This window comes from Rhizobium sp. L1K21, assembly GCF_024055895.1.
Taxonomy (GTDB): Bacteria; Pseudomonadota; Alphaproteobacteria; order Rhizobiales; family Rhizobiaceae; genus Ensifer_A.
Genome location: NZ_JAMXLE010000001.1, coordinates 716338 through 742003 on the forward strand (window position 1 = coordinate 716338; position 25666 = coordinate 742003).

Below are 25666 nucleotides of genomic sequence, written 5' to 3' on the forward strand. Positions count from 1 at the left end.
CGTAATGCCTCACAACAAACAGGGAGCTTTGCGTCACATGCTGAAGAGGTTGGACAGGTTCGAGGATCGTCATTTGCGTCGTGTCGCGGTGATTGGCTCGGGGATCAGCGGGCTATCGGCTGCCTGGCTGTTGTCTTACAGCGCCGATGTGACCCTGTTCGAGGCCGAGGACAGGCCGGGCGGACATTCCAACACGTTCGATATCCCGACAGCAGGCGGCCCGGTTCCGGTGGATACAGGCTTCATTGTCTACAATGAGATCAATTACCCCAATCTGACGGCTCTCTTCCAATATCTCGATGTCCCGACGGATGCCTCCGACATGTCCTTTGCGGCGTCGCTGCGTGGCGGGAGCTTTGAATATTCGGGAACCAACCTTGCGACCATGCTGGGACAGCGTTCCAATATCGTCAATTTGCGGTTCTGGATGATGCTCCGTGATATCGTGCGTTTTTACCGGAACGCGCAGCAGATGGAACATTCCAGCCTGCCGCATGAATTGACGCTTGGTGATTATCTTTCCACGCAAAACTACTCGCGCTCGTTCATTGATGATCACATTCTGCCCATGGGGGCGGCGATCTGGTCCACGACGGCGCCTGAAATGCGCAACTATCCGCTTGCGGCCTTTATTTCCTTTTTCAAGAACCATGGCCTCGTCAATCTGGGTGAACGCCCGGCATGGCGTACCGTTCATGGTGGAAGCCGGGAATATGTGACGCGTCTTCTGGCCGATTTTGATGGCGACGTGCGGCTTGGAAGCCCGGTTGTCCGTGTGGAGCGTCTTCCCGGTGCCGTGGAGGTGCAGGTAAAGGGGCAAGAGCCGGAATTGTTCGATCACGTGGTGATTGCCGCGCATGCCAATCAGGCCTTGCGTATGCTCAAGGGCGGCTTTGACGACGAGCGCCGACTTCTCGGTGCTTTCGGCTACACGAAAAACGAGGCGGTTCTGCATTCCGATCCCGGCCTGATGCCCCGCCGCAAACGCGTGTGGGCAAGCTGGAACTATGTCAGCGACAGCGTAGGCGAAGATGAAAGCCAGCTTTGCGTCACTTACTGGATGAATAGGCTGCAGCAGCTTCAGACCGCCGATCCGGTTTTCGTCACGCTCAATCCGATCCGGGCGATTGCCGAAGACAAGGTCCATGCCCGGTTCAGTTACGAACATCCTCTCTTCGACCGAAAGGCAATGGAGGCGCAAAGGCAGATGTGGCGTGTGCAGGGCCGTGGCGGGCTCTGGTATTGCGGTGCGCATTTCGGCAGCGGCTTCCATGAAGACGGCATACAGGCCGGACTTGCGGTTGCCGAAGCCATCAGCGGCATCAAACGTCCCTGGCGTGTGGAGAACGAATCGGGACGCATTCATCTCGAACCAGCAATGGTCGCTGCGGAATGACGTTGCGTTCCGCCATATATCGCGGCGAGGTGGTGCATACGCGCCATCGACCGAAGCAGCATAAGCTGAAGTACCGTGTCTTTTCGCTGCTCCTCGATATTGATGAAATTGGCAGAATGGACCGGGGGCTTCGCCTTTTCGGACATAACCGGTTTTCGCTTTTCAGCTTTTTCGACCAGGATCATGGCCCGCTGGACGGGGGAAATCTCAAGGAATGGGTGTTGAACCACGCCCGCTCGGCTGGGGTTGAAGACAAAGACCTTCGGATATCCATCCTCGTTTATCCGCGCATCCTGGGTTATGTATTCAATCCGCTGACGGTCTATTTTCTGACCCGGCCAGATGGGTCCACGGCGCTGGTGCTTTATGAAGTCTGCAACACATTTCATGAGCGCCACACCTATGTCATCCCTGCCGTAACAAGGGACGGAACGATCCGCCATTCGGCGAACAAGGAACTTTATGTTTCCCCCTTCATTCCCATGGAGTGCCGGTATGACTTCCGGCTTGTGCCGCCCGCAGAGGCGGTCAGCATCGTGATCAATGAAGAGGACGAGAGCGGGCCGCTACTGTTTGCTGGCTTTACCGGGAAACGCACCAAGCTGAACGACAGAGAACTCATGAAGGCGTTTTTTGCCTATCCGCTTATGACATTGAAAATTATGGCTGGAATCCATTTTGAGGCGTTGCGCATATGGCTGAAGGGTATGAAAGTATTCCGGCACGTGCCTGCCAGACAAAGGGTCGCGAGTACGCTGGTGGATGTGGACAATACGGGGGCGAAAGCGTCATGACCGAGATCTCTTATTCTGACGATTATGCGGTGCCGGTGCGGTTGAAAATGTGGCAGAGATTCATTCTCAGGATTGTGCAGAAAATTGACGTCGGATCGCTCGAACTGCGCTTTGGTCACAGTGAGCCGATCCGCATAGCGGGTACCAAGCCTGGCCCCGATGCAGCACTCACCATCTGGAATGCGCGCCCGCTGTGGCAGCTTCTCAGATCCGGCGATCTGGGCTTTGCACGCTCTTACATCGATGGGGACTGGGATACGCCGGATCTCGGCGCATTTCTGGCCTTCGGTCTGGCGAATGAGGCAGCGCTCGCATCTGTTGCTTCGCAGTCCTCAGGCGCGCTGAGACTTGCAGATTATCTTCGCCACAAGCTGCGCGGAAACTCGCGCAAGGGCAGCCGGCGCAATATCGCCTATCACTATGATCTCGGGAACGATTTTTACGGCCATTGGCTGGATGAAACCATGACCTATTCGTCGGCGCTCTATGTCGAGCCCGACATGGACCTGGCGGCCGCGCAAACGGCCAAATATGCGCGTATTGTGGATGAACTTGGCATTACAGCGGATGATCATGTCCTTGAAATCGGCTGCGGCTGGGGCGGGTTCGCCGAATATGCGATCGCGAAGACGGGCTGCAAGGTTACGGGCCTGACGCTTTCCAAGGAGCAGGCTGCTTTTGCGCGCGAGCGTCTGCAGCGCGCCGGTCTGGCTGAGCGGAGCGACATTCGCCTCGAGGATTATCGCGATTGTCAGGGGCATTTCGACAAGATCGTTTCCATTGAGATGTTCGAGGCAGTGGGCGAGGAACATTGGCCGACCTATTTCGAGCGTGTTTTTGCACGGCTCAAGGCGGGTGGCGAGGCGATGATACAGTCGATTACCATCGATGAGACGCGCTTTGATGCTTATCGGCGCAATGCAGACTTCATTCAGGCCTATATCTTTCCGGGCGGCATGCTGCCCTCGGTGACGGCGTTTCGCAAATCGGTTGTTGAGGCAGGACTGTCGTTGAAAGACAGTTTTGCATTCGGGCTGGATTATGCGCGCACCTTGCGCAAGTGGGATGTGGACTTCGTTGCCAAGTGGGATGAGATCCGGAAACTCGGCTTTGACGACCGCTTCTATCGTATGTGGCGCTATTACCTGCATTATTGCGCAACGGGTTTCGACAGTCGCAACATCGATGTTTACCAGTTCAGGCTGGCCAAGGCGGCCTGATCAGGGCCGCTTCATTCTTGGAAAGCGCAGGACGATAAAGGCCGCAAGCGATGCTGCACCGACGGCGTTGACGGCAAACAGGGCCGTTGTCTGCTCGACTGGTATCTCACCGGCAATTGCATAGTCTTTCAGGTAAAAGATCATCAGGAAGGCGACGTAGCCAAAGGCAGCTGCGATACGCGCGGGCCATTTCTCGTGCTCGTAAAACAAACCATGCGCCAGCATGAAACACGGGAGCAGAAACATCCAGGCGCCGGTTTCAAATCCAAGCGCGAAGCTGATGAAGGTTGTGTCGATCATGCCGATCGCGACGATGCCTGCCCTTGCCGCAAATCCACTTTTGCGGGCTATGAAGGGCAGGGCGGCAAACAGCGGCAGTGATAGCGCTGTCAGAAGCGAGACGCGGAAATAGTCTTCGGCGAGAAACCACACGTAAGCCGGATAGACTGGCTTGTTCAAAGCGATAATCCACGCGACGCTGGTGGCTGAAGCCACCAGCGTATCGCGCGTTTTGATGTTTTCGCTCGTCATGCAGGCGTCAGCCGGTAATGCGATACACCCCAGACCTGCCCTTTATCGTGGCCGAAGAGGCCGGCGGTTGCCAGGAAAAAAAGCCGCCAGCGGCGTTCCCATGTTTCGGCGTTGTTGCCGTAAACCGATTTCAGGATCGGGCGGATGGCGTCGATATTGCGGTCGAAATTCTCCAGCCAATCATGGGCGGTTTTTTCGTAATGCTGGCCCGACCAGCGCCATTCTTCTTCAACCTGATAAAGGTCGGGGAAACGGCGGAGCAGGTCATGGGCGGGCATGATGCCGCCGGTGAAGAAATGCTGGGCTATCCAATCGGCCTTGTCCTCGTGGTCGAAACGGTAGGAGCGGTTCTTGTGCGTGAAGACATGCAGGAAGAGCTTGCCTTCCGGATTGAGCCAATTGCGCGTGCGCTCCAGCAGACCTGGCCAGTTTGACATGTGTTCGAACATTTCCACCGAGACAATGCGGTCAAACGTGTCGCCCGGTTCGAAATCCACCATGTTGGCGGTTCTGACCTGGAGATTGGTGATGCCTTCAGCGCGCGCCTTTTCCTCGATGAAGGCGCGCTGTGATGCGGAGTTTGAGACTGATACGACGCGTGCATTGGGAAAACGCTTTGCCATGAACAGCGAAAGCGAGCCCCAGCCGCAGCCGAGTTCGAGAATGCTCTGTCCATCTTTCAGGTCGGCATGTTCAACGGTTTCGGTCAAGGCCAGCGTTTCTGCTTCGGCAAGGGTCGTCTGGGCACCATCGTAAAGGCAGCAGGAATATTTCTTCTGCGGCCCGAGGCACAGTGCAAAGAATTCGGCTGGCAGTTCATAATGCTGCTCATTTGCCTCTTCGGTGTGAACGGCAATGGGAAAATTGCGCATGGCTTTCGCAAATGCGTCTTCTTCCTGATCCTCAGTGCGGGCCAGTTTACGCTTGGTCCTGCCCACCAGAAATTCGACACCGCTCAGCGTTAGCCAATCGGGAAGATTGACCTTTTCAACCGCGGTAATGGCATTTTGAATGATCGTCATCCTGCTCTCCTCAAATATCAGGCGTTGGTGCTGCGCGGGCCGGGGAAAAAGGCGTTGACCCTTTCCTGATAGGCCTTGAAGGTCTCGCCGCGCGAATTCAGCATGTGTTTTTCAAGCGGGGGAATGCCGGAAACATGAACCAGCAGCCAATACATCATCGCCGGCGCGCCGAGTGCGAGCAGGACATAAAACGGCGTTTGCAAAAGGCCGCTCAGCGCCAGAACCGGCCAGCTGCACCAGAACAACCATTCGAAAAAGTAGTTGGGGTGGCGTGAATATTTCCAAAGGCCTATTTCGCAGACCGCACCCTTGACCGTGTTGGTTTTGCGGAAGTGTGTGAGTTGGCGGTCGGCCAGTGTCTCACCGCCGATGGCAATGACAGCAATTGCCAGTGCCAGCCAATCGGTTCCTTGCGGAAAGGGCGCGTTGATGCTGACAGCGGAAAGCGGGGCAAGCGCCAGAACGAAGGCGGCGGCGGCCTGGATTTGCAAAAACCAGAAGAGACGGGAGGCGCGCTTTTCGCCCCACTCTTCCATCAGTGCGGCGTAACGCGGGTCTTCTGAAGCGCCTGCGCTGCGGCTGGCGATATGGCTTGCAAGCCTCAAAGACCAGATCAGGATGATGGCGGCGGCGATCCATTGGCGCTCAACCTGTGCGCCGGCTGCATAATAGATGCCGATCAACGCACCGATGCCCGCCGACAGGGACCACATCGTGTCAATCCAGCCGCTGTTGCCGGTCAATCGTTGGATGGCCCATGCGCCAGCCAGAAGGACCGACAGCACGATCGCGATCGAAATCAGAAGAGCCAGTGTCATGGGTTCTTTCCGTTTGTTTGCTGTTAGAAGGGCATTACGGAGCAGTTGCCCAAGCGGATTACCGACAAGTGAACCAAAAGCTGTATTGCAGCGTTATCGGAGCATGATCTTTGGACAGGAGGATGCTGCCATGTTTCGATATGCTGCTTTCAGTGCCGCCGTTCTGGCTGGCGTTTCATCTACATATGCACAAGCCAACACCATGGATGGTGTTTGGGCGCGTGGCGATGGCAAAGCCAGGGTGCGTATTGAAGACTGCGGTTCCAACACATGTGCCGTCAACGTCTGGATCAAGCCTGGCACCAAGGGCGAGAAGGTCGGTGACCGCCTGATCATGGATCTTGAACAAACCGGAACGGGGAAATTCGAGGGCGAGGCGCGCGACCCGCAGCGCGGTCTGACCTATGATATCTCCGTTGATGTGAACGGTGACAGCATGACGACGCGCGGCTGCGTGCTGGCCAAGATTGTCTGCAAGTCAGTGGGTTGGACAAAGCAGTAGGCGTTTAGAGCGCGCTGCTTCTGTTGGCCTCGTCGTTGCAAGGGTCGAGCCCGGAAAAATCGTCTCTAACGGGTCGATGAATTTTGCACATGCGAAGAAAATGACCTTGCGGCGCGCAATCGCTTTTGTATGTTAGCTTTTTCCAAATGGTTCAGTTTTTCGAACCCGCATATGAGAGGCCAACATGATCGAGACTCCCTATCTTCTTTTCCTGGGCGATGCGCCTGACCCATTGGCAGCAAAGGTGGCACAGGGAATCAAGGATTGGCGGCCGGAATTTGCGGTTGGGCAGCTTCGGCTCGCAGGTTGCAATGCGGATATGAAACTGCCCGATCTGACGATTGCCGAGGCTGTTGAAAAGGGCGTCAAAACGCTTGTAATCGGCGTGGCGAACCGCGGCGGCATTATCTCTCCGGCATGGAAGACGGTGTTGATCGAGGCGCTGGAAGCCGGCCTCGACATTGCTTCAGGCCTGCACAATCTGCTGCGCAATGAAGCCGATCTTGCTGCCAAGGCCAAGGAACTCGGCCGCACGCTGCACGATGTGCGCATTCCCTCCGTGCAGTATCCGATCGCCAATGGCAAAAAGCGCGCTGGCAAGCGCATGCTGGCCGTCGGCACGGATTGCTCGGTTGGCAAGATGTATACTGCGCTTTGCGTGGAAAAGGCCATGAAGGCGAAGGGCATGAAGGCAAGCTTCCGCGCCACCGGCCAGACCGGCATTCTCATTACCGGTGATGGCGTGCCGCTGGATGCCGTGATTGCCGACTTCATGGCCGGTTCCATAGAATATCTCACACCGGACAATGATGCCGACCATTGGGACCTCATTGAAGGGCAGGGCAGCCTTTTCCATGCATCCTATTCCGGCGTGACGCTGGCGCTGGTCCATGGCGGCCAGCCGGATGCGCTGGTGCTTTGCCATGAGCCGAACCGCCCGCATATGCGCGGCCTTCCCGATTACCAGCTCCCGAGCCTGGAGGCGCTTCGCGAACTGGCGCTTACCATGGCGCATATCGTCAATCCGGATTGCAAGGTTGTCGGCATTTCTCTCAACACATCGGCCATGTCGGATGAGGAGTCGCTTGCCTATTGCGCCGAGGTTGAAAAGCGCATGGGCCTTCCGACCGTTGATCCGTTCCGCCATGGGGCCGAGCGTCTGGCGGATGCGCTGGCAGCGCTATGACCAGCCTCACGCTGAATGTTTGCGAGGAGGTCTTCCCGATTGCGGGGACCTTCACCATTTCGCGCGGGTCGCGGACTGAAATTCGCGTCGTGACGGTTGAGATTTCGGATGGCGTGTTTACCGGTCGCGGTGAGTGTGTGCCTTATGCGCGCTACAACGAGACCGTCGATAGCGTGATCGGCTTGATCCGCTCGCTGGAAGGTGAGCTGGCGTCCGGACTTGACCGGCAGGGTTTGCAAACGCGCCTGCCTGCCGGGGCCGCCCGCAATGCGCTCGATTGCGCGATGTGGGACATCGAAGCCAAGCGGGCCGGAAAACAGGTTTGGCAACTTGCCGGTCTTGCCGCACCGCAGACACTGACGACAGCCTATACGCTCTCGCTGGCAACGCCTGAAAAGATGCAGGCACAGGCTGCCGAGAACGCGCATCGTCCGCTCCTGAAGGTCAAGCTTGGCGCGGATGGCGATCTCGAGCGTATTGAGGCCGTGCGTGCCGGTGCGCCCAATTCCACCATCATCGTCGATGCCAATGAGGGTTGGACGGCGGACTATTACCGTGAACTCGCGCCGCAATTCGTTCGTCTCGGTGTCGCCATGGTGGAGCAGCCATTGCCGGCTGGCGAAGATGAGGCGCTGAAGCATCTGGAGCGCCCGCTGCCCGTCTGCGCTGACGAGAGCTGCCATGACCGGGCGTCGCTTGCCAAGCTTGCTGGCAAGTATGACCTTATCAACATCAAGATCGACAAGACCGGGGGTCTCACGGAGGCATTGGCCTTGAAGGCTGAGGCCGAGGCGATGGGCTTTGGCATCATGGTTGGCTGCATGCTCGGCACTTCGCTTGCCATGGCACCGGCCACCCTGGTGGCGCAGAATGTCGCCTATGTCGATCTCGACGGCCCGCTGCTTCTCGCGGCGGACCGCGACCCGCCACTTCATTTCAAAGGATCGCTGATCGATCCGCCGCAACCAGAACTTTGGGGCTAATTTCATGCGTATAGTCTATGTGAACGGCCATTATGTGCCGGAAAACGAAGCCAGCGTTTCGGTCTTCGACCGCGGTTTTCTCTTTGCAGATGCGGTTTATGAAGTGACGTCGGTGCTGGATGGCAAACTGCTTGATTTCAAGGGGCATTATGAGCGTTTAAAGCGTTCTCTGAATGAACTCGACATGCCGTTTTCCATGACGGAAGAGGAGCTTCTGGCGGCGCACCGCAAACTGGTTGCCGAAAACAATATCGACGAGGGGCTGGTTTACCTGCAGGTTACGCGTGGCGCTGCCGACCGCGATTTTGTCTATCCGGATGCATCCACGCCCAATACGGTCGTTATGTTCACCCAGTCGAAATCCCTGACCGGAAAGCCAATTGAAGAGCTGTCCATGAAGGTGATCACGGTGGATGATCTGCGCTGGCAGCGCTGCGATATCAAGACAGTCCAGCTTCTCTATCCTTCCATCGTCAAGAATATGGCCAAGAAGCAAGGTGCGGATGATGGCTGGCTGGTGCGCGATGGCGTGATTACCGAAGGGTCGTCGAACAATGCCTATATCGTGACGGAAGAGGGAACGATTGTGACGCGCGATCTTTCGCACAGCATTCTGGCGGGGATCACCCGCGCATCCGTATTGGAATGTGCACGCCAGTTGCAGATGAAAGTGGAAGAGCGGCCCTTTACCGTGGAAGAGGCCAAGGCGGCGAAGGAGGCTTTTGTGTCTTCGGCGACGACCTTCGTCTATCCGGTCGTCCAGATTGATGAGGCTGTGATCGGCACAGGCAAGCCGGGTCCGGTTGCGGCAAAACTGCGCGAAATCTACATCGAAAACAGCCGCGCAACGGCGATCTGATTTTTTTAAGTTTTCACACCTGAAATATGAAGCCGGGCGAGAGGATCCTCGCCCGGCTTTTTCACGTTCAGCCTTGGGAAGCTATTCGGCAGCTTTCAGCTTGGCGACGTTGGATGCTGCGTCCTCTTCCTCCATGTGGTGCTTTTCATCCACCGGCTTGACGAGGAAGTTTGCCACCAGTGCAATCGCCAACAGACCGGCCATGGCATACATGGTGGTGTTGTAAAGGCTGGGGGTTGGGTCAACCGTGCCAGCGGGTGCAATTTCCATCAGGCGTGCGACCGTCACGGTTTTTGCCGCAACGAGCTGATCGAGCTGATCGATGCCTGCGCCGAACTTCGCCTGGAAGGCTGCCGGATCGACCTTTGCAGCCAGATCCTTGATGGAGCTGATCAACGAAGCGCTACGCAGCTGGGTGATGGCCAGCGGGCCCAGAACACCTGCCGTTGACCATGCGGTGAGCAGACGACCATGGATGCCGCCGACATATTTCGTGCCGAAGATATCGGCGAGATAGGCCGGGATCGTGGCAAAACCACCGCCATACATGGTGAAGATGATCATCGTGGCTGCATAGAACATGACGAGCCATGTGACTGCCGGGTTGGCGCTCACCTGCTGCGCTGCATACGGGATCGAGAGATAGAGTACGATGCCCAGTACGAAGAAGCAGTGGTAGGTATTCTTTCTGCCGATGTAATCCGAAATGGACGCCCAGAAGAAACGGCCACACATGTTGAAGACCGAGATCATCAAGACGTAGGTGGCAGCGAAGGCCGAGTTGACGATCAGCGGCAGGGTGGTGCCGAAGATTTCCGTCATCATGGTTTTTGCCACGCCAATCACGCCGATACCGGCGGTCACGTTGAAGCAGAGCACAATCCACAAGAGATAGAATTGCGGTGTCTTCAGGGCCTGGTCGATGTGAACGTGGTTCTGGGTGATCATCTTGGCCTTGGCGGCATCGGCTGCAGGCGGGTTCCAGCCAGCCGGCTTCCAGCCTTCGCGCGGAACGCGATAGGAGAAGGACGCGATGATCATCACGATGAAATAGACAATGCCGAGCGTGAAGAAGGTTGATGCAGCACCGGTATTGCCTGTGCCGACGGCATAAACGCCGGGCTCCAACGGTACTGGAGCGCCCGCCACCTGTTTGGCGCTGGCAACGACAACTTCAACCATCTGGCCGTTCAGTTCAGCCATGCGCTTGCCGCCTTCGGTAACGAGATTGACGGCACCTTCGGCACCTAAAAATGTCGGTGCCTTGTAATAAAGCCCGAGCAGATATTCCTTGATGGGGGCTGCAATCATGGCACCGCCGCCAAAGCCCATAATGGCCATGCCGGTTGCCATGCCGCGGCGGTCGGGGAACCATCTGATGAGCGTGGACACCGGCGATACATAGCCGAGACCGAGGCCACAGCCGCCAATGACGCCATAACCGAGATAAACCAGCCAGAGCTGATGTATCATGATGCCAAATCCGCCGATGATGAAGCCACCGCCCCAGCAGAGTGCGGCCACCACGCCAACCATGCGCGGGCCGACTTCTTCCAGCCATTTGCCGCCAAAGGCTGCAGCCAGACCGAGGAAAACAATCGCCACGGAGAAAATCCAGACAACGGAATCGAGACCCCAGTCACCCGATGATGCCGCAACCACACCAAATTCCTTGGTCAGCGGCGGATTGAAGATGCTCCATGCGTAAACGGAGCCGATGCAAAGGTGAATAGCAATTGATGCCGGCGGTACCAGCCAGCGGTTAAATCCATCGCCTGCGACGATGTGTTGTTTCTTGAGGCTGTCAAACAATTGAATGTCCCTCCCGTTTGAACCCTGCCGGCGTCGGTGGCTGGTGCGGACAGCGCAATTTTCCTCCTCGCGCATCCTGACCCGCCTCCCACCGGTCAAGCTAGGAACAAACAAGTTTCATGCCACTATGGAAAGTTGATGAAATTCAATTGTTTATGGTTTTCCGATTTTTCGAATTGGACAAAATGTCCATGTCCTGGCCCATTCTGTCCTTTCGGTTTGGACAAAATGTCGCAGCCGCCCGCTCAGTTTGCTTCCGGCAACCAGATGGAAAATGTGGTGCCTTCGCCAGGTTTGCTTTTCACCGAGATCCGGCCTGACTGGCGGGCGATCAACTGTTGGCTGATGGAAAGGCCAAGGCCGGTACCTTCGCTCTTCTTGGTGGTGAAGAAGGGGTCGAAGATGCGTGCCTGCGTGGTCTCGTCCATGCCGATGCCGGTGTCCTCGACCTCGATCAGGACGCCATCCTTGCCGTTTTCAATATGATCGCGATCCTTAAGCGTCAGCGTCCCGCCATTCGGCATGGCGTGCAGCGCATTGACGATCAGATTGACGAGAATTTGCTGCAGCTCGGTGCGGTTCATCAGGATCAACCGATCCGAATGATGTTCGAGTTTGACCTCGATATCTGCCTTGTTGAGGAGATGCTGAACGAGCGGGATGCAGTCTGCCACGACATCGGCAGCGGAATGCCGGTCAACGGAGCCGGCATATTCTTCAGGGCGCGCAAACTGCAGAAGCTTGGTGACGATCAGGTGAATGCGGTTGATCTGTTCGTCGATCAGCGCAATCTCCGTCTTCACCTCCTTGGCATTTTCACCGAGCGTGGAGCGCAGCACATCAAGATTGCCCTGCATGACGGCGATGGGGTTGTTGATTTCATGGGCCACGCCTGCTGTGATTTCACCGATGGCGGCGAGTTTTTCGGAGAGGATCAGCTGGCGGGTTGCAGCTTCCAACTGGTCGTTGGCGCGGCGCAGTTCGCGGGTGCGCTCTTCCACGCGGTCGTTCAGCGCTTCATTCCATTCCCGCAACGCCTTGTCGCGGCTCTGGATCTGGTCGAGCAGCTCGTCGAGATGAAAGGCCACACGGGCGATTTCATCGTCTGAACGTTCAATTGCGGTGCGGGCCGAAAGATCGCCGCCTTCCACGCGGCCAATCGTTGCGGTCATGCGCTCCAATGGAAGGAAGATACCGCTTGCCCAGCGCAGAAAGATGGGAATTGAAATGGCCGCCGCGATCACAAAGGCGGCTGCGATAAAGACAATCGTGGTCAGCTTTGTTTCGCGAAAAGGGGCCTCCAGAAAGCCCACATAGAGCATGCCGACGCGCTTGCCGAAACTGTCGGTGATGGGCTCATAGGCGGAGATGTACCAGTCGTTGACCACAAAGGCGCGGTTCAGCCAGACCCTGCCTTCGCCCAGCACCGTTTCGCGCACGGCGCGTGAGACGCGGGTTCCGAGTGCGCGCCGATTTTCAAACAGGCGCACATTGGTGCTGACACGCACATCGTCGAGAAAGAGCGTTGCCGTTCCCTGGCTTCCGGCGGGCAGGCTTGCCTGCTTGTAAACGAGGTCGTTGATCGTATCGATAAAGGCAAGGTTCCCATTCAACAGCGTGCCGCCGACGAGTGCCGCAGGTCTGCCGCCGGGCAGGATGACCGGGCTTGCGGAATGAATGACCATGCCGCGATTTTCGACCTTGCGCTCTGTTGGTACTGCGTTTGGCGTGTCGATGAGGTCGAAGCTTGCCTGCTCGGCCAATGCTGGTGAAATTGCGGCCAGATCTTCATGGCTGAAGATGTCGATGACTGTCTCCGGTGTGCCTGAAAGGGCAGCTTCAATCGCTGGCCACCGTACCGGATCAATCGGTCTGGCGCTGGCGGGCGCAGCGTTGGAGACATCACGCCCCGGCTGATAGATGTAGAGGAAATCGAGCCCCAACTGCTTGCGCTTGTCTTCCAGAAGCGCATCCATGTCGGAACCGATCGTCAGTGCGTCGCGAAATTCCGCTGAACGGCCCAGCGCATTGATGCGTTCGCCGGTGTTGTCGAGGATCTGCGTGAAATATTGATGTGCAATCGTCAGGTCGGAATTGACCTTGGTGATCAGTAGCGTGTCGAACTTGCCGTTCCAGCGCAGCATGGTGATGCCGAGCAGCAGCGGCACGATGAAAAGCATCGGCAGAAGCGCAATTGCCAGAAGGCGGAAGCGCACCGAACGTTCCTTGCGCGGCTCCGCAGCTGATGTCGGCTGATCTTCAGACATTCCAGACTGCGCATTTGCGGTCGATGGTCTTTCGCGAGATGCCGAGCCTGCGCGCCGCCTCTGCGCGGTTGCCGCCACAGTCGTCCAGCACCTTCAAAATATGCTGACGTTCCAGCGCCTCCAGCGTGCCTTCGGCGGGGGTGGTTTCATCGCCTTTGTGCCGCATCTCATCAGGGAAGGAACCCAGGATCAGGGTTCGTTCAATCAGGTTTCGCAGTTCGCGCACATTTCCCGGCCAGCGGTAGGCCTGCAGGCCATTGCTGATTTCATCATCGATTGCCACAGCCGGCATGCCCAGCTGGCGGGACAGACGATCCATGAAGAGGTGGGCGAGTTCCACCACATCGCCGCCGCGCTCACGCAGGGGTGGCATTTGCAGCTGCATCACGTTGATGCGGTAATAGAGGTCGGGACGGAAGCTGCCGTCTTCCACCTTCCTTTCCAGGTCCACATTCGTGGCGAAGACAAAGCGCAGGTCAACGGGGATTTCACGCTCGGACCCGACGGGCCGGATGCGGCGGCCTTCAATGGCGCGCAGGAGTTTGCTTTGGGTGGCAAGCGGCAGCTCGCCGACCTCATCGAGAAAAAGCGTTCCGCCTTGCGCATGCAGGAAAAGCCCATCTCTGGCATTTTCCGCGCCCGTGAACGCGCCTTTCAGGTGGCCGAAAAACTCGGCCTCGATCATGTCATGGGGAATGGCGGCACAGTTGACCGGCACAAAGGGCTTGTCGGCGCGGTCGGACAGTGCGTGGATGGAGCGGGCTGCCACTTCCTTGCCGGTGCCGGACTCGCCGGTAATCAGGATCGAGGTGGGCAGGGGCGCGACACGGGCAATGGTTTCGCGCACACGCTCAATGCCAGCCGAGGTGCCAACCAGATTATCGCGCAGGCGCAGGTGGTCGGATGCTTCACGCAGCTCGTGGCGCAACACGAAGTTCTCGCTTTGCAGCCGGCGTCTGTCGAGACAGCGCGAGACGGCGTTGAGGATCTGATTGGAGCGGAAGGGCTTGAGCACAAAATCGACCGCGCCGGCCCGCAGCGCCATGATCGCAGTATCGAGATCGGCGTAAGCCGTCATCAAAATGGCGTTGGAGAAAAAGCCGATTTCCCGCTGCTCCGCCAGCCACTCGACACCGTTCTTGCCGGGCATGATATTGTCGAGGATAACGACGTCGAAATGCTGCTGGTCAAGCTTTTGCGAGGCTTCCTGTGCGTTGGAAGCCTCCTCAATATGGCGACAGCGCGGGCCCAGGGTGCGCGCGAGGAAGTTGCGCATGCCGGGTTCGTCATCGACGATCAGGATGGATGATTGCGCAAGCCAGGGACCGAATTCCGGGCTTGCCTGCTGCTGGTTCAGCTGTTTTTTCGCCTGGCCCAAATGTTCTCCCCCCATATGTGGCTTCGTCAGAATACCGGGTTCAAGCCTGGCTGTGAACTTGCTTTTGTTGTCAGGCGGTTTTTCTACGGATCATGTCGGCAGCCTTTTCGGCGATCATCACGACGGGCGAGGCGGTGTTGCCGGAGACGATCTTGGGCATGATGGAGGCATCGACCACCCGCAATCCCTCCAAGCCATGGACCTTGAGGTCAGGCGCGACGACGGCATTTTCGTCATGGCCCATCTTGCAGGTGCCGACCGGGTGAAAGATCGTTGTCGCAATGTTACCGACTTCACGCACCAAGTCTTCATGGTTCTGGATGGCGGGGCCGGGAAGAAACTCTTCAGGTTCATATTTCTTCAGCGCGTTTGCCGTCATGATCTGTCGGGCCTGCTGGACGGATTTGACCGCAATCTCACGGTCGCGTTCGGTGGAGAGATAGTTCAGCTTGATCTCCGGTTGCGGCTCGGGATTGCTGCTTGTTGCGTGGCTCGAACCCACGCTTTCCGGTCTGAGATTGCACACCGAGACGGTGATCGCCGGGAAGGGGTGAAGGGGTTCACCCAGGCGATTGGTCGACAGTGGCTGGACGTGATATTCAAGGTCGGGCGTTTCCATGGATGGATCGGATTTGGTGAACATGCCGAACTGGCTGGGTGCCATGGACAGAGGGCCACTTCGGCTGAGCGCATATTCCAGGCCCATCTGCGCTTTGCCAATGAGCGAATTGGCATAGGTGTTGAGCGTTTTGGCATTCTTGACCTTGTAGGCGGTGCGGATTTGTAGGTGGTCCTGCAGGTTTTCACCCACACCTTTGCTCTCGTGCACAAGTTCAATACCGAGGGACTGCAGCCGATCCGGTTGGCCGACGCCGGACAATTCGAGCAGTTTGGGCGAGTTGATGGCGCCTGCCGTCAGCAGCACTTCGGAGCCCGCGCGTGCTTCATATTCGGTGCCCTGCCAGCGGAAGCTTACGCCAACGGCACACTTGCCTTCGAAGATAACCTTGTCGGTAGTGGCATTTGTGAGCACCCGCAGATTGGGGCGCTTCATGGCCGGGCGCAGGAAGCCCTTCGCCGTGTTCCAGCGCACACCATTGTTCTGGTTGACCTCGAAGAAGCCCGAGCCTTCATTGTTGCCGTCGTTGAAGTCGGCGCGGGGCTCTATGCCGAATTCCCGTGCGCCGCGCTGCACGGCTTCCAGAATGTCCCATTTCAGGCGTTGTTTGGAGACTTTCCAATTGCCGCCCTGGCTGTGGAACGCGTTGCTTCCGGCATGATGGTCTTCGGATTTCAGGAAGTAGGGCAGAACGTCGTCCCAACCCCAGCCCGTATTGCCAAGCTGGCGCCAGTGGTCGTAATCAGCGGCCTGACCGCGCATATAGATCATGCCGTTGATGGACGTACAGCCGCCCAGAACCTTGCCGCGCGGATAGACCAGCGAGCGCCCGTTGAGACCCGGTTCCGGGGCGGTTTTCATCATCCAGTCGGTGCGCGGGTTGCCGATACAGAAGAGATAGCCGACGGGTATGTGCACCCAATGATAGTTGTCGGAGTCGCCGGCCTCGAGCAGAAGCACGCGGGTTTTCGGGTCTTCCGTCAGGCGGTTTGCAAGCACGCAGCCCGCCGTTCCCGCACCAACGATGATGTAATCAAAATCCCCTTCAAACCGGCGTACTTCAGCCATCATTCTTTTCCTCCACCAAGAGTGGTGTAGTAAGCGCAAAACCGGCCCTTGGACAAGGGCTCAAGTCATGCGCCTTTCGTCGCGTCCTCCTCGTTGTCCGCGTTTTTCTGCCTCATGCCGCGGCCTGTTTGATCAAGTCGGCAGCCCGCTCGGCGATCATGATCGTCGGTGCGTTGGTATTGCCGCCGATGAGCGTGGGCATGACGGAGGCATCCACCACGCGCAAGCCTTCGAGACCGCGAACGCGCAACTCCGGATCGACGACCGACATATCGTCAGTGCCCATCTTGCAGGTTCCCACCGGGTGATAGATGGTGTCGGACCGGGCGCGGATCAGTGCTTCCCAATCGGCATCCGTCATACCGTCCTTGACGCCGAAAAGCTCCTTGTAGCGGTATTTCGCCAACGGCTCCGCCATCATGATATTGCGTGTGGCCTTGGCTCCTGCAATCAGGGTTTTCAGGTCCCGTTCGTCAGAAAGATATTTCGGATCAATGGCCGGATCAGCCAATGGATCGGCCGATTGCAATGTCACCTCGCCGCGCGAATAGGGACGCAGCGCGCAGACATGGCAGGAATAGCCATAACCGGGGTGAAGCTTGCGTGCGTGATCGTCAACAATGGAAATGACGAAATGCAGCTGAACGTCGGGTAGGGCGAGCGCCGGATTTGTCTTGAAGAAGCCTGCTCCCTCGGCAAAGGGTGTCGCGATCATGCCCGAGCCATCCTTGCGCCAGCGCAGAATATGTTTGATCAGGTTGACCGTTCCCTTCACGCCGATCCCGAAATTGTCGGTATCCTTGGATTTATATCCCATAACGAAATCGAGATGGTCCTGCAGGTTCTGCCCGACACCTGGCAATTCGTGCAGCATTTCAATGTCATGCGGTCTGATATCCTGGGGGCGCCCGATGCCGGAAAGCTGGAGCAACTGTGGTGATCCGAATGCCCCGCCGCAAACGAGAACCTCGCGCTTTGCCTTGGCGATCTTATCCTCTCTGCCCTGGCGGTATTCGACGCCGGTTGCGCGCTTGCCATCGAAGACAATGCGTTTGGCGCGCGCTTTGGTGATGATGTTCAGATTTTTGCGGCTTTCCATGATCGGGTGCAAATAGGCTGCAGCCGCTGAGCAACGTTCGCCCCGGCGTTTGGCATCGTGAAACTGCGTCACCTGATAGAGGCCGAAACCTTCGTTGTCGCCGGCGTTGAAATCTTCAGTCCGACGGTATTGCAGTGTTTGGGCGGCCTCAATGAAAGCTTCGGTGACAGGACGGGGCTCGCGCTGGTTGCTGACCTGCAAGGGGCCGCTTGCGCCATGAAAGTCATCGCTGCCGCGCTCGTTGCTTTCAGACCGCTTGAAATAGGGCAGGACCGACTCCCAGTCCCAGCCTGTGCAGCCAAGTTCGGCCCAATGATCGTAGTCGGCGCGGTGGCCGCGGACGTAAAGCATTGCGTTGATGGCAGATGATCCGCCAAGGGCGCGACCGCGTGGCTGATAGCCTCTGCGACCATTCAAACCAGGTTGCGGTACAGTGTTGAATGCCCAGTTGTTAATCTTGCCGTGACCGGGCAACATGGCCACGACACCGGCTGGCGCGCGGATCAAAATATCATCGCCGCGCCCTCCCGCCTCGATCAGGCAAACGGTGATATTCGGATCCTCGCTCAAGCGAGCAGCAAGCGTTGCACCGGCAGACCCGCCACCGGCAATGACGTAATCGAACTCCATCCTCTCCTCCCAAAGATGTTCAACGTTGATCATTGAACAACAATTTTGAAGCTTTGCCCAGAGGTTCTTTTTTGACCCCAGGGGGTGAATGGTGTAATCCGATAAGCGCTTGATCTCGTTTCAGAGATTGGCGCCTGCGCCCGCCGCACTTTCAGCGGCACATCAATTGCAATAGCAAAAGACGAGGGCAATTTAAGCGAATGTATGCCTCTCACGGTTTTCTGAGGTCTGATATCGGCGATGTGGACGTCGTTTATCACGATGGTCTCTATCACCTTTTCCATCTTGTTCTGCCGAACCACGATTTCATCGCGCATGCGGTGAGCGAGGACGGCATGTCCTGGCGGCGTGTCAAGAATGCGCTTTTTGTCGGCGATCCCGGCGAATGGGACGACGACATGTTGTGGACCATGCATGTGACACCCGATCCGGACAGGCCTGGCGAGTGGCGCATGTTTTATACGGGGCTTGCGCGCTCGGAATTCGGCCGTATCCAAAGAGTGGGGCTTGCCCGCTCGAGGGACCTCTACCGGTGGGAACGCTGCAATCACGGCAAATACCCGTTGGAGATTTCCGGCGACCTCTATGAAACCGGCATTGACGAGGGACGCCATTGGGTGAGCTTTCGCGATCCGTTTTTCTTTCATGACGCGGAAAGTGGTGAGCGGCTGCTCTTGAGTGCTGCGCGCGTGAAAGAGGGCCCCATTATCCGGCGTGGTTGTGTTGGGCTCGCACGCGAAGTGGAAACCGACAGGTTCGAGTTTGAAGCGCCGCTGCATCATCCCTTCATCTACGATGATGTCGAGGTGCCGAACCTCTTCAAGCTGGATGGCCGTTATTACCTTCTCGGCTCGATCCGCGAGGACATCAAGATCCACTATTGGTATGCGGACAAGATCGAAGGGCCTTACGAGAACTATTTCGATAACGTTCTGTTGCCGCATGGCAATTATGCGGGGCGTATCTGCCGCGACAATGGCCGTCTTCTGCTGTTCAACTTTTTCACCAAGACCGAAACGATCAATGGCCGCGAGGTTGTGAAAAAGTTGCTGCCGCCGCCCAAGGAACTGAAACGCGGCCCCACCGGACGCTTGAAGGCAAAGTCGTTCAGCGGCTTTGACAAGCTGGTGACCAGCACAACAATGGCAAGCTCGGCGGATTCCTATGGCCGCCTCTACGGCAATCCGCATGCTAAGGCCACGGATCGCGGCGGCGAGCTGCATCTGAAATGCGACAGTGGCTATGAGGCCTTTCTGCTGGCCGACGACTATGTGGATTTTCGCCTGCGCTGTCAGTTCAGGCTGGAAGGGCTCGGCAAATGCGGCTTCGTCATTCGCACGAATGAGGAGGGCGATGGCTATTATCTCTCGCTGGATCTCATCAATGGCATGGCGCAGATGCGGGCCTGGGGTGCCAACCCGACGCCCGAATTCGAGCATGCATTCCGCTATGAGCAGCTGCAGGAAGCGAGCTTTAGGGGCAATCCTGAAGGGAGCTGGGACATCGAGGTTCTGGCGCACGGTGCCTATATCGAGGTCTCGATTGGTGGTTATGTGGTTTTGAGCCTGGTGGATGAAAATTATCTGAGCGGCAAAATCGGCTTTTATGTCGAGTCTGCCGCTGTCGGCGTGCAGAATGTGGTCGTCGAAACGCTCAGCATGCCGGTGACCGAACTCGGGTCAGAGCTGATTTACGAGGCAACCCACACCCTGCTGGTGGACGAGGAGGGTGTAAGTTGATGGGATCGGGTGCGGACGGTCAGTGGCTTCTGGTGAGCGACGTGGATGACACGCTCACCGGTGATCAGGACGCTCTTGCGCGCCTGTGTGAGGCGATTGAGGAAACCGACGGCCGGGTCCGGTTTGCCCTCAATTCCAGCCGGCCTTCGGCAAGCGTCGATGCCACGGTCGCCGATTATTTTCCGGCGGGCTTCGCACCCGACGCGATTATTACCGGACTAGGAACTGAAATACGCGTCGATGGTGAATGGTTGCCGGGCTGGCGGGAGCGTTTTGCCGATTGGCCGCGGGGAAAAATTGCCGCTATTGTCGAGGGCATGGGGTTTGAGACGCATGCGAGCGAATTTCAGACCCCCGGCAAGGCGAGCTTCAACGTGCCGGGGCGCGAAGACGCGGAGCGTGTTTTTGCGGTACTCGATGAGGCGGGCTTGCCCTATCAGGCGATCTATTCAGGCAAAAGCGATCTCGACCTGATTGCCCCCGGCACCGGCAAGGATGCTGCCATGCGCTATCTGGCGGAGCATTTTGCGATCGGTATCGACAACACCGTCGCTGCCGGTGATTCCGGCAATGACCTTGCCATGTTCGAGGCTGCAGGCGTGGCCATTGCGGTTGGGAATGCGCGTGCGGAACTTCTTGCGGTCATGCCGCGTTTCAAGACGTATCACGCCAGAGCCAACTACGCCGGCGGCGTGTTGGAGGGGCTCTTGGCGCATGGCGTCTTATCTGAATGAGAAATTGAAACCTAAAATGTGAAATTGAAACCTAAAAGGAGTGTTTGTTTCGCCTCTGGCGATGCGGAAAATAAAGATGGAAAAAACAAATAGCGGTTCGTTGTTGATGATCTCCCTGCATGGCTATGTTGCCGGTTCGCCCGAACTCGGCAAGCCGGATACGGGAGGTCAGGTTGTATTCGTTCTGGAATTGGCAAAGCGGTTTGCAAGGCTGGGTTACAAAGTGGACGTGATGACACGTCAGTTTGAAGACCAGCCGGCGGAAGATGTCATCAACGATAATCTGCGCGTTGTGCGCATCCCGTTTGGCGGCAAAGATTTTATTCGAAAAGAAGATATGCACGATTGGTACGGCGATTTCGTTACCAATGCGCTGGCGGCTATTCGCGCCCGCAATCTGAGCTACGATGTGGTCAACAGCCATTACTGGGATGCCGGTGTCAGCGGCCAGAAGATAGCCGAAGAATTGCAAATTCCCCATGTTCACACCCCGCATTCGCTGGGCTGGTGGAAACAGCATGATATGCAGGGTGCCGATGAAGATGAAATTGCCGGATACCGATTTGAAGAACGTATTCAGAAGGAATTCATTCTTTATCGAAACTGCGATCACGTGATTGCCACGAGCGAGCAGCAGGCGGAGTTGATCGCCGAACACTATCAGCTTCCCACAGATCATATCACATTCATTCCGCCTGGTATCGACGAAGGCCGTTTTACGCCGACCACGCCTGATAAGGTTGAGGCTGCGCGCAGACGTCTGGACCTTGGGCCGAACGATGTCTTCATGATGGGCCGTGCAGCCGAAAACAAGGGTTATGACCTGATGATCCAGGCGATGGTGCATCTGCGCAATATGCAGCCGGATGCACGCCTTGTGCTGGCGGCGGGTGCAAATTCCGACAGCGATATTGCCCTTCTCGATCAGTATAAACAGATTGCGTCAGAAGCCGGTGTAATGGACCTGATCAGTTGGCGCGGTTATGTCGAAGACGCAGACCTTGCCGACAGCTATCGCGCGCCGGGTGTTTTTGCACTGCCCTCACGTTATGAACCCTTCGGCATGACGGCGGTGGAGGCGATGGCTTGCGGCACGCCAACCGTGGTGACGGTTCATGGCGGACTTTACGAGCAGATCGAGTTCGGGCGTCATGCGCTTGTGGCTGACCCGAGGCGGCCGGAAGAGTTTGCGGCGATGGTGAACCTGCCGATGCAATATCCATGGCTGCGCGATACGCTTGCCGTCGAAGGAGCCCGCTTTGCCCGCCGCGCTTTCGGCTGGACCGGCATTGCGCGGCGCACGCTGCAGATTTTTGAGCATTTCAAAGGCCGTTACGACGCTTATCAAGCCGATGATGTGATTTGAGGTTGAAGCCTGAAGCTGCCGTGCTGTGGTTCAGTTGAGAAAAGGCCTGCCGGGTTCGCAATGCGCATCCCGGCAGGCTTTTTTTGTTTTAAAGCACGCTATCAACTGCTTTCTTGAAGGCTGAGACCACATGGTCGACTTCGCTTTCGCTGATGCAAAGTGGCGGGGCAAAGCCGATAATGTCACCTTGCGGCATGGCGCGTCCGATCACGCCTTCCTTTAGAAGGGCAGCAGCCAGCGCATAGCCGATCTTCTTCGACGGATCAAAGAATTTGCGGTCACTGCGGTCTTCGACAAATTCAACTGCGCAGAGCAGGCCTTCGCCGCGAATATCGCCGACATTGGCATGTTCGCCGAGCGCGTCCTTCAGTGCGTTCTTGAGATACGCGCCCGTCTTGCCCGCGTTGTCAACGAGGCCGAGACTATCGACCAGCTTGAGGTTGGCGATACCGGCAGCAGCTCCAATCGGGTGGGCCGAATAGGTCCAGCCATGACCGATGGCGCCGAATTCGTCGGTTCCCTGTTCCAGCACCTTCCAGACGCGGTCCGACACGATGGAGCCGGAGAGCGGCGCATATGCAGACGTCAGGCCTTTGGCGATGGTGATGAAATCGGGTTCGATATCGTAGTGCAGGGAGCCGAACATGGAGCCGAGACGGCCGAAGCCGGTGACGACTTCATCGGCAATGAGCAGGATGTCGTATTTCTTGAGAACCTTCTGGATGGCGGCCCAATAGCCAGCAGGTGGCGGGGTGAGGCCGCCGGTGCCGAGGGCGGGTTCGCCGATAAAGGCGGCAATCGTGTCAGGCCCTTCGCGAGTGATCAGCGCTTCCAGTTCGTCGGCGCAATGGGCGACAAAATCGGCTTCCGACATGGAAAGGTCGTCGCGGCGGAAATAATCCGGTGCGATTGTGTGGTGAACCTTGTCCAGCGGCAGGTCGAACTTCTTGTGGAACAGCTCAAGTCCGGTCAGCGAGCCGGTCATAAGGCCAGACCCGTGGTAACCGCGCCAGCGGGAGATGATCTTCTTCTTTTCCGGGCGGCCGAGAATGTTGTTGTAGTACCAGACGAGCTTGATGTTGGTTTCGTTGGCATCCGAACCACCGAGGCCGAAATAGACCTTGGACATGTTTTTCGGCGCGCGTTCCATCACCATCTTGGCAAGGGTTATCGATGCTTCCGTGCCATGGCCGACATAGGCGTGGTAATAGGCGAGTTCCTTGGCCTGTTCGGCAATGGCGTCTGAAATCTCCGTGCGGCCATAACCGACATTGACGCAATAAAGACCGGCGAATGCGTCGAGCAGCTTGTTGCCGTCGCGATCCTCGATGAAGACGCCGGAGCCGCCGGTGACGATGCGGTTCGGGCTTTCGCCGCGCGCATGCTGGGCAAGGTGGGTGGAGGGATGGAAAAAGTTCTCGCGGTCCCATTTATCAAGCTGGTCGTTGGTCAGCATGGCAATCTCACTTTCTGTTCAATCGTGGTTCGTAATCTGTTGCCGGGTTTCTCCGGCTCGTTTGAATTCCGGCTTAGCCCCAGTCGCGGCAGACATATTTGACCTCGGTAAAGGCCTCCATGCCGAGGCGTGCGCCTTCGCGACCAATGCCGCTCTGTTTCATGCCGCCAAAGGGAATGGGCGCACCGGTGACCTTGGTGCGGTTGACCGCGACCATGCCGAACTGAAGGGCGCGGCTGATGCGGTAGATGCGGCCAGGGTCGCGGGTGTGGAGATAGGCGACGAGCCCATATTCGGTATTATTGGCGCGTCTTACGACCTCAGCCTCGTCGTCGAAGGGGGCAATGCCGGCCACAGGGCCGAAGGTTTCCTCGTTGAAGATCAGCGCGTCGTCGCTCACGTCTTTCAAGACGGTTGGCTCGTAGAAGAGCGCGCCTGCTGCATGGCGCTTGCCGCCCGTGAGGAGTTTCGCGCCTTTTTGAACGGCGTCTTCCACATGCTCTGCCTGTTTGGTAAAGGCGGATTTGTTCATCAGCGGGCCGATGTCGCAGTCATTCATGCCGGGGCCGACCGTTAGTGCTGAGGTGCGTTCGGCAAAGGCCTTGCAGAAGGCATCGTAAACGGGACGCTGAACATAAAAGCGGTTGGCGGCAAGGCAATCCTGGCCGGATGTGGCGAATTTTGCTGCAATGGCTTGGTCGACGGCCTTTTCGATATCGGCGTCGGAAAAGACGATGAATGGGGCATGGCCGCCGAGTTCGAGGACCAGCCGTTTGACCGTGTCTGCTCCTTGAGAATAGAGAAGGCGGCCAATGCCGGTGGAGCCGGTAAACGACACGGCGCGCACGCGATTGTCTTTCATCCACGCACCGACGATTTCCGGGGCTGAGCCGGTGATAACATTGAAGACACCTGCAGGGATACCGGCCTTGTCTGCGAGTTCGGCCAAGGCAAGGGCGCTATAGGGTGTTTCAGCGCTTGGATGGACCACGACAGTGCAGCCTGCCGCCAGAGCTGCTGCGGCCTTGCGCGTGATCATGGCGCAGGGGAAATTCCACGGCGTGACCAGGGCTGCCACACCGACCGGCTCGCGCCAGACTTCCATTTCCGCATCCGGCAGATGCGAGGTCACGCTTTCGATGTTCGGGCGCTTGGCTTCTTCGGCGTAGAATTCCACGAAGGAAGCGGCATAGTCGATCTCGCCACGTGCTTCCGACAAAGGTTTTCCCTGTTCGCGGGTCATGATGCGGGCGAGGTCTTCGCGATTTTCGAGGATCAGAGCGTGCCATTTTTTCAGGTGCAGGGCGCGGGCCTGCGGCAGCAGGCGCGACCATGCGGCAAAGGCTTCGTCAGCGCTATCGACGGCTTGCCTTGCCTGCGTGGCTGTCAATTTGGCCACGTCGCCAATCCAGCTTTCGTCTGCGGGATCGCTCACGGCAAAAGTTGTGCTGTCCTCTGCATCGACCCAGCGTCCACCCATATAACCAAAGCTGCGGATCAGGTGTTTGTTGCCGATCTGCGCGAAAAGCGAATTGGCGAGGGGCGCGCCTTCAATTGCGTTTGTCTGCATGGTTTCTTGCTCCGTTCATTGCCTGGTATTGTGCAGGGAAAGACGGGAACGAAACGAGCAAGATTGGGCGAAAGAAATGCGATTTCTTTCTTAATCCTCGTCGATTGCAGACGGATCATTCGTCAGGAAGCCATCGAGAAGCTGTTTCAAGGGCGGGCCACTCGATTTGACCGCCTTGGTGACGATATAGGTGAAATAGCGTTCGACACCCAGATCACTGTCGAGCAGACGATCAATCAGCCGCTGGTAGCTGTCGATATCGCGGGCGGTGATCTGCATGAGATAATCAACACCGCCGCCAAGCGCCCAGCAGCCTGTCACCTGTTCGATATCGCGGATGAAGCGCTCGAACTTCTGGAAATATTCCGTGCGGTGATGCTTCAGCTCAATCGTGACGAAAACGATGACATGCGGGGCGAGCTTCTTCAGGCTCACCTCGGCGCGATAACCTTCAATCACGCCCGCCTTTTCCAGCCGCTCCAACCGTTTCCAGCAGGGGCTGGGACTTAGATTGATGCGTTTGGCGAGGTCGGCCTTGGAAATGCGGGCTTCACTCGCCAGCACTCTCAGGATTTCGAGGTCACGGTCGTCTAGTCTCAGCATGTGGCAGAATTTCC

Annotated in this window: 21 protein-coding genes; 10 read left to right on the forward strand and 11 right to left on the reverse strand. The window is 57.4% G+C overall.

Annotation, left to right across the window (positions count from 1 at the left end; genetic code table 11):
- The first annotated feature begins 37 nt into the window (after nucleotides 1–37).
- The 3 genes from NHF56_RS03415 to NHF56_RS03425 are packed head-to-tail and all read left to right on the forward strand — an operon-like array spanning nucleotide 38 to nucleotide 3410.
- Nucleotides 38–1396, forward strand: a complete 1359-nt coding sequence (locus tag NHF56_RS03415; protein WP_252801566.1) for an NAD(P)/FAD-dependent oxidoreductase — start codon at nucleotides 38–40, stop codon at nucleotides 1394–1396.
- Complete coding sequence (locus NHF56_RS03420) at nucleotides 1393–2190, forward strand: DUF1365 domain-containing protein (RefSeq protein WP_252801567.1); 798 nt, start codon at nucleotides 1393–1395, stop codon at nucleotides 2188–2190. The genes NHF56_RS03415 and NHF56_RS03420 overlap by 4 nt, the downstream gene beginning before the upstream one ends.
- Nucleotides 2187–3410, forward strand: a complete 1224-nt coding sequence (locus NHF56_RS03425; protein ID WP_252801569.1) for a cyclopropane-fatty-acyl-phospholipid synthase family protein — start codon at nucleotides 2187–2189, stop codon at nucleotides 3408–3410. Before NHF56_RS03420 ends, NHF56_RS03425 begins: the two co-directional genes overlap by 4 nt.
- Here the strand turns inward: NHF56_RS03425 and NHF56_RS03430 are convergent, their stop codons facing one another.
- Genes NHF56_RS03430 through NHF56_RS03440 form a run of 3 tightly spaced genes read right to left on the reverse strand, consistent with a single transcriptional unit; the run spans nucleotide 3411 to nucleotide 5781 of the window.
- The gene (locus NHF56_RS03430; protein WP_252801570.1) at nucleotides 3411–3941 is read right to left on the reverse strand and encodes a hypothetical protein; all 531 of its coding nucleotides are present in this window, start codon (nucleotides 3939–3941) and stop codon (nucleotides 3411–3413) included. It lies immediately after the preceding gene.
- Nucleotides 3938–4963, reverse strand: coding sequence for a cyclopropane-fatty-acyl-phospholipid synthase family protein (locus tag NHF56_RS03435; protein ID WP_252801573.1), 1026 nt, complete (start codon nucleotides 4961–4963; stop codon nucleotides 3938–3940). Before NHF56_RS03435 ends, NHF56_RS03430 begins: the two co-directional genes overlap by 4 nt.
- 17 nt (nucleotides 4964–4980) lie before the next feature.
- Nucleotides 4981–5781 (reverse strand): DUF1295 domain-containing protein, encoded by an 801-nt coding sequence (locus NHF56_RS03440; RefSeq protein ID WP_252801575.1) that lies wholly within the window; start codon nucleotides 5779–5781, stop codon nucleotides 4981–4983.
- Nucleotides 5782–5911: 130 nt separating this feature from the next.
- Between NHF56_RS03440 and NHF56_RS03445 the strand changes: the two genes are divergently transcribed.
- The 4 genes from NHF56_RS03445 to NHF56_RS03460 all read left to right on the forward strand — a co-directional run bounded on the left by NHF56_RS03445 (nucleotide 5912) and on the right by NHF56_RS03460 (nucleotide 9311).
- Complete coding sequence (locus tag NHF56_RS03445) at nucleotides 5912–6283, forward strand: DUF2147 domain-containing protein (RefSeq protein ID WP_252801577.1); 372 nt, start codon at nucleotides 5912–5914, stop codon at nucleotides 6281–6283.
- Nucleotides 6284–6467: 184 nt separating this feature from the next.
- Nucleotides 6468–7469: an N-acetyltransferase DgcN gene (gene dgcN, locus NHF56_RS03450; RefSeq protein ID WP_252801579.1), complete on the forward strand. Its 1002-nt coding sequence runs from the start codon at nucleotides 6468–6470 to the stop codon at nucleotides 7467–7469.
- On the forward strand, nucleotides 7466–8452 hold the full coding sequence (dgcA, locus tag NHF56_RS03455) for an N-acetyl-D-Glu racemase DgcA (RefSeq protein ID WP_252801581.1): 987 nt from the start codon (nucleotides 7466–7468) through the stop codon (nucleotides 8450–8452). The genes dgcN and dgcA overlap by 4 nt, the downstream gene beginning before the upstream one ends.
- A gap of 4 nt (nucleotides 8453–8456) precedes the next feature.
- Nucleotides 8457–9311, forward strand: coding sequence for a D-amino-acid transaminase (locus NHF56_RS03460; protein WP_252801583.1), 855 nt, complete (start codon nucleotides 8457–8459; stop codon nucleotides 9309–9311).
- A gap of 81 nt (nucleotides 9312–9392) precedes the next feature.
- Here NHF56_RS03460 and NHF56_RS03465 read toward each other — a convergent pair whose 3' ends face one another.
- From NHF56_RS03465 to NHF56_RS03485, 5 genes are all read right to left on the reverse strand, one after another.
- Complete coding sequence (locus NHF56_RS03465) at nucleotides 9393–11198, reverse strand: OFA family MFS transporter (RefSeq protein WP_373456244.1); 1806 nt, start codon at nucleotides 11196–11198, stop codon at nucleotides 9393–9395.
- A 170-nt stretch (nucleotides 11199–11368) separates the two neighbouring features.
- Nucleotides 11369–13390 (reverse strand): HAMP domain-containing sensor histidine kinase, encoded by a 2022-nt coding sequence (locus NHF56_RS03470; RefSeq protein ID WP_252801587.1) that lies wholly within the window; start codon nucleotides 13388–13390, stop codon nucleotides 11369–11371.
- Nucleotides 13383–14768, reverse strand: a complete 1386-nt coding sequence (locus NHF56_RS03475; RefSeq protein WP_252801589.1) for a sigma-54 dependent transcriptional regulator — start codon at nucleotides 14766–14768, stop codon at nucleotides 13383–13385. Before NHF56_RS03475 ends, NHF56_RS03470 begins: the two co-directional genes overlap by 8 nt.
- A 70-nt stretch (nucleotides 14769–14838) precedes the next feature.
- Nucleotides 14839–16455 carry a GMC family oxidoreductase gene (locus NHF56_RS03480; protein WP_252804824.1) on the reverse strand — a complete coding sequence of 539 codons (1617 nt, stop codon included), beginning with the start codon at nucleotides 16453–16455 and terminating at the stop codon, nucleotides 14839–14841.
- Between the two features lie 112 nt (nucleotides 16456–16567).
- Nucleotides 16568–18184 carry a GMC family oxidoreductase gene (locus NHF56_RS03485; protein ID WP_252801591.1) on the reverse strand — a complete coding sequence of 539 codons (1617 nt, stop codon included), beginning with the start codon at nucleotides 18182–18184 and terminating at the stop codon, nucleotides 16568–16570.
- Between the two features lie 200 nt (nucleotides 18185–18384).
- Here NHF56_RS03485 and NHF56_RS03490 point away from each other — a divergent pair, with 200 nt between their 5' ends.
- From NHF56_RS03490 to NHF56_RS03500, 3 genes are all read left to right on the forward strand, one after another.
- Nucleotides 18385–19923: a glycosyl hydrolase gene (locus tag NHF56_RS03490; protein WP_252801592.1), complete on the forward strand. Its 1539-nt coding sequence runs from the start codon at nucleotides 18385–18387 to the stop codon at nucleotides 19921–19923.
- Nucleotides 19923–20657: an HAD-IIB family hydrolase gene (locus NHF56_RS03495; RefSeq protein ID WP_252801593.1), complete on the forward strand. Its 735-nt coding sequence runs from the start codon at nucleotides 19923–19925 to the stop codon at nucleotides 20655–20657. Before NHF56_RS03490 ends, NHF56_RS03495 begins: the two co-directional genes overlap by 1 nt.
- A gap of 76 nt (nucleotides 20658–20733) precedes the next feature.
- Entirely contained in the window at nucleotides 20734–22023 is a 1290-nt protein-coding gene (locus tag NHF56_RS03500; protein WP_252801594.1) for a glycosyltransferase, read from the forward strand.
- A gap of 88 nt (nucleotides 22024–22111) precedes the next feature.
- Here the strand turns inward: NHF56_RS03500 and NHF56_RS03505 are convergent, their stop codons facing one another.
- From NHF56_RS03505 to NHF56_RS03515, 3 genes are all read right to left on the reverse strand, one after another.
- Nucleotides 22112–23479, reverse strand: coding sequence for an aspartate aminotransferase family protein (locus NHF56_RS03505; protein ID WP_252801595.1), 1368 nt, complete (start codon nucleotides 23477–23479; stop codon nucleotides 22112–22114).
- 73 nt (nucleotides 23480–23552) lie between these two features.
- Nucleotides 23553–25049, reverse strand: coding sequence for an NAD-dependent succinate-semialdehyde dehydrogenase (locus NHF56_RS03510; protein ID WP_252801596.1), 1497 nt, complete (start codon nucleotides 25047–25049; stop codon nucleotides 23553–23555).
- 90 nt (nucleotides 25050–25139) lie between these two features.
- Nucleotides 25140–25652 (reverse strand): Lrp/AsnC family transcriptional regulator, encoded by a 513-nt coding sequence (locus NHF56_RS03515; RefSeq protein ID WP_252801597.1) that lies wholly within the window; start codon nucleotides 25650–25652, stop codon nucleotides 25140–25142.
- Nucleotides 25653–25666 lie beyond the last annotated feature (14 nt).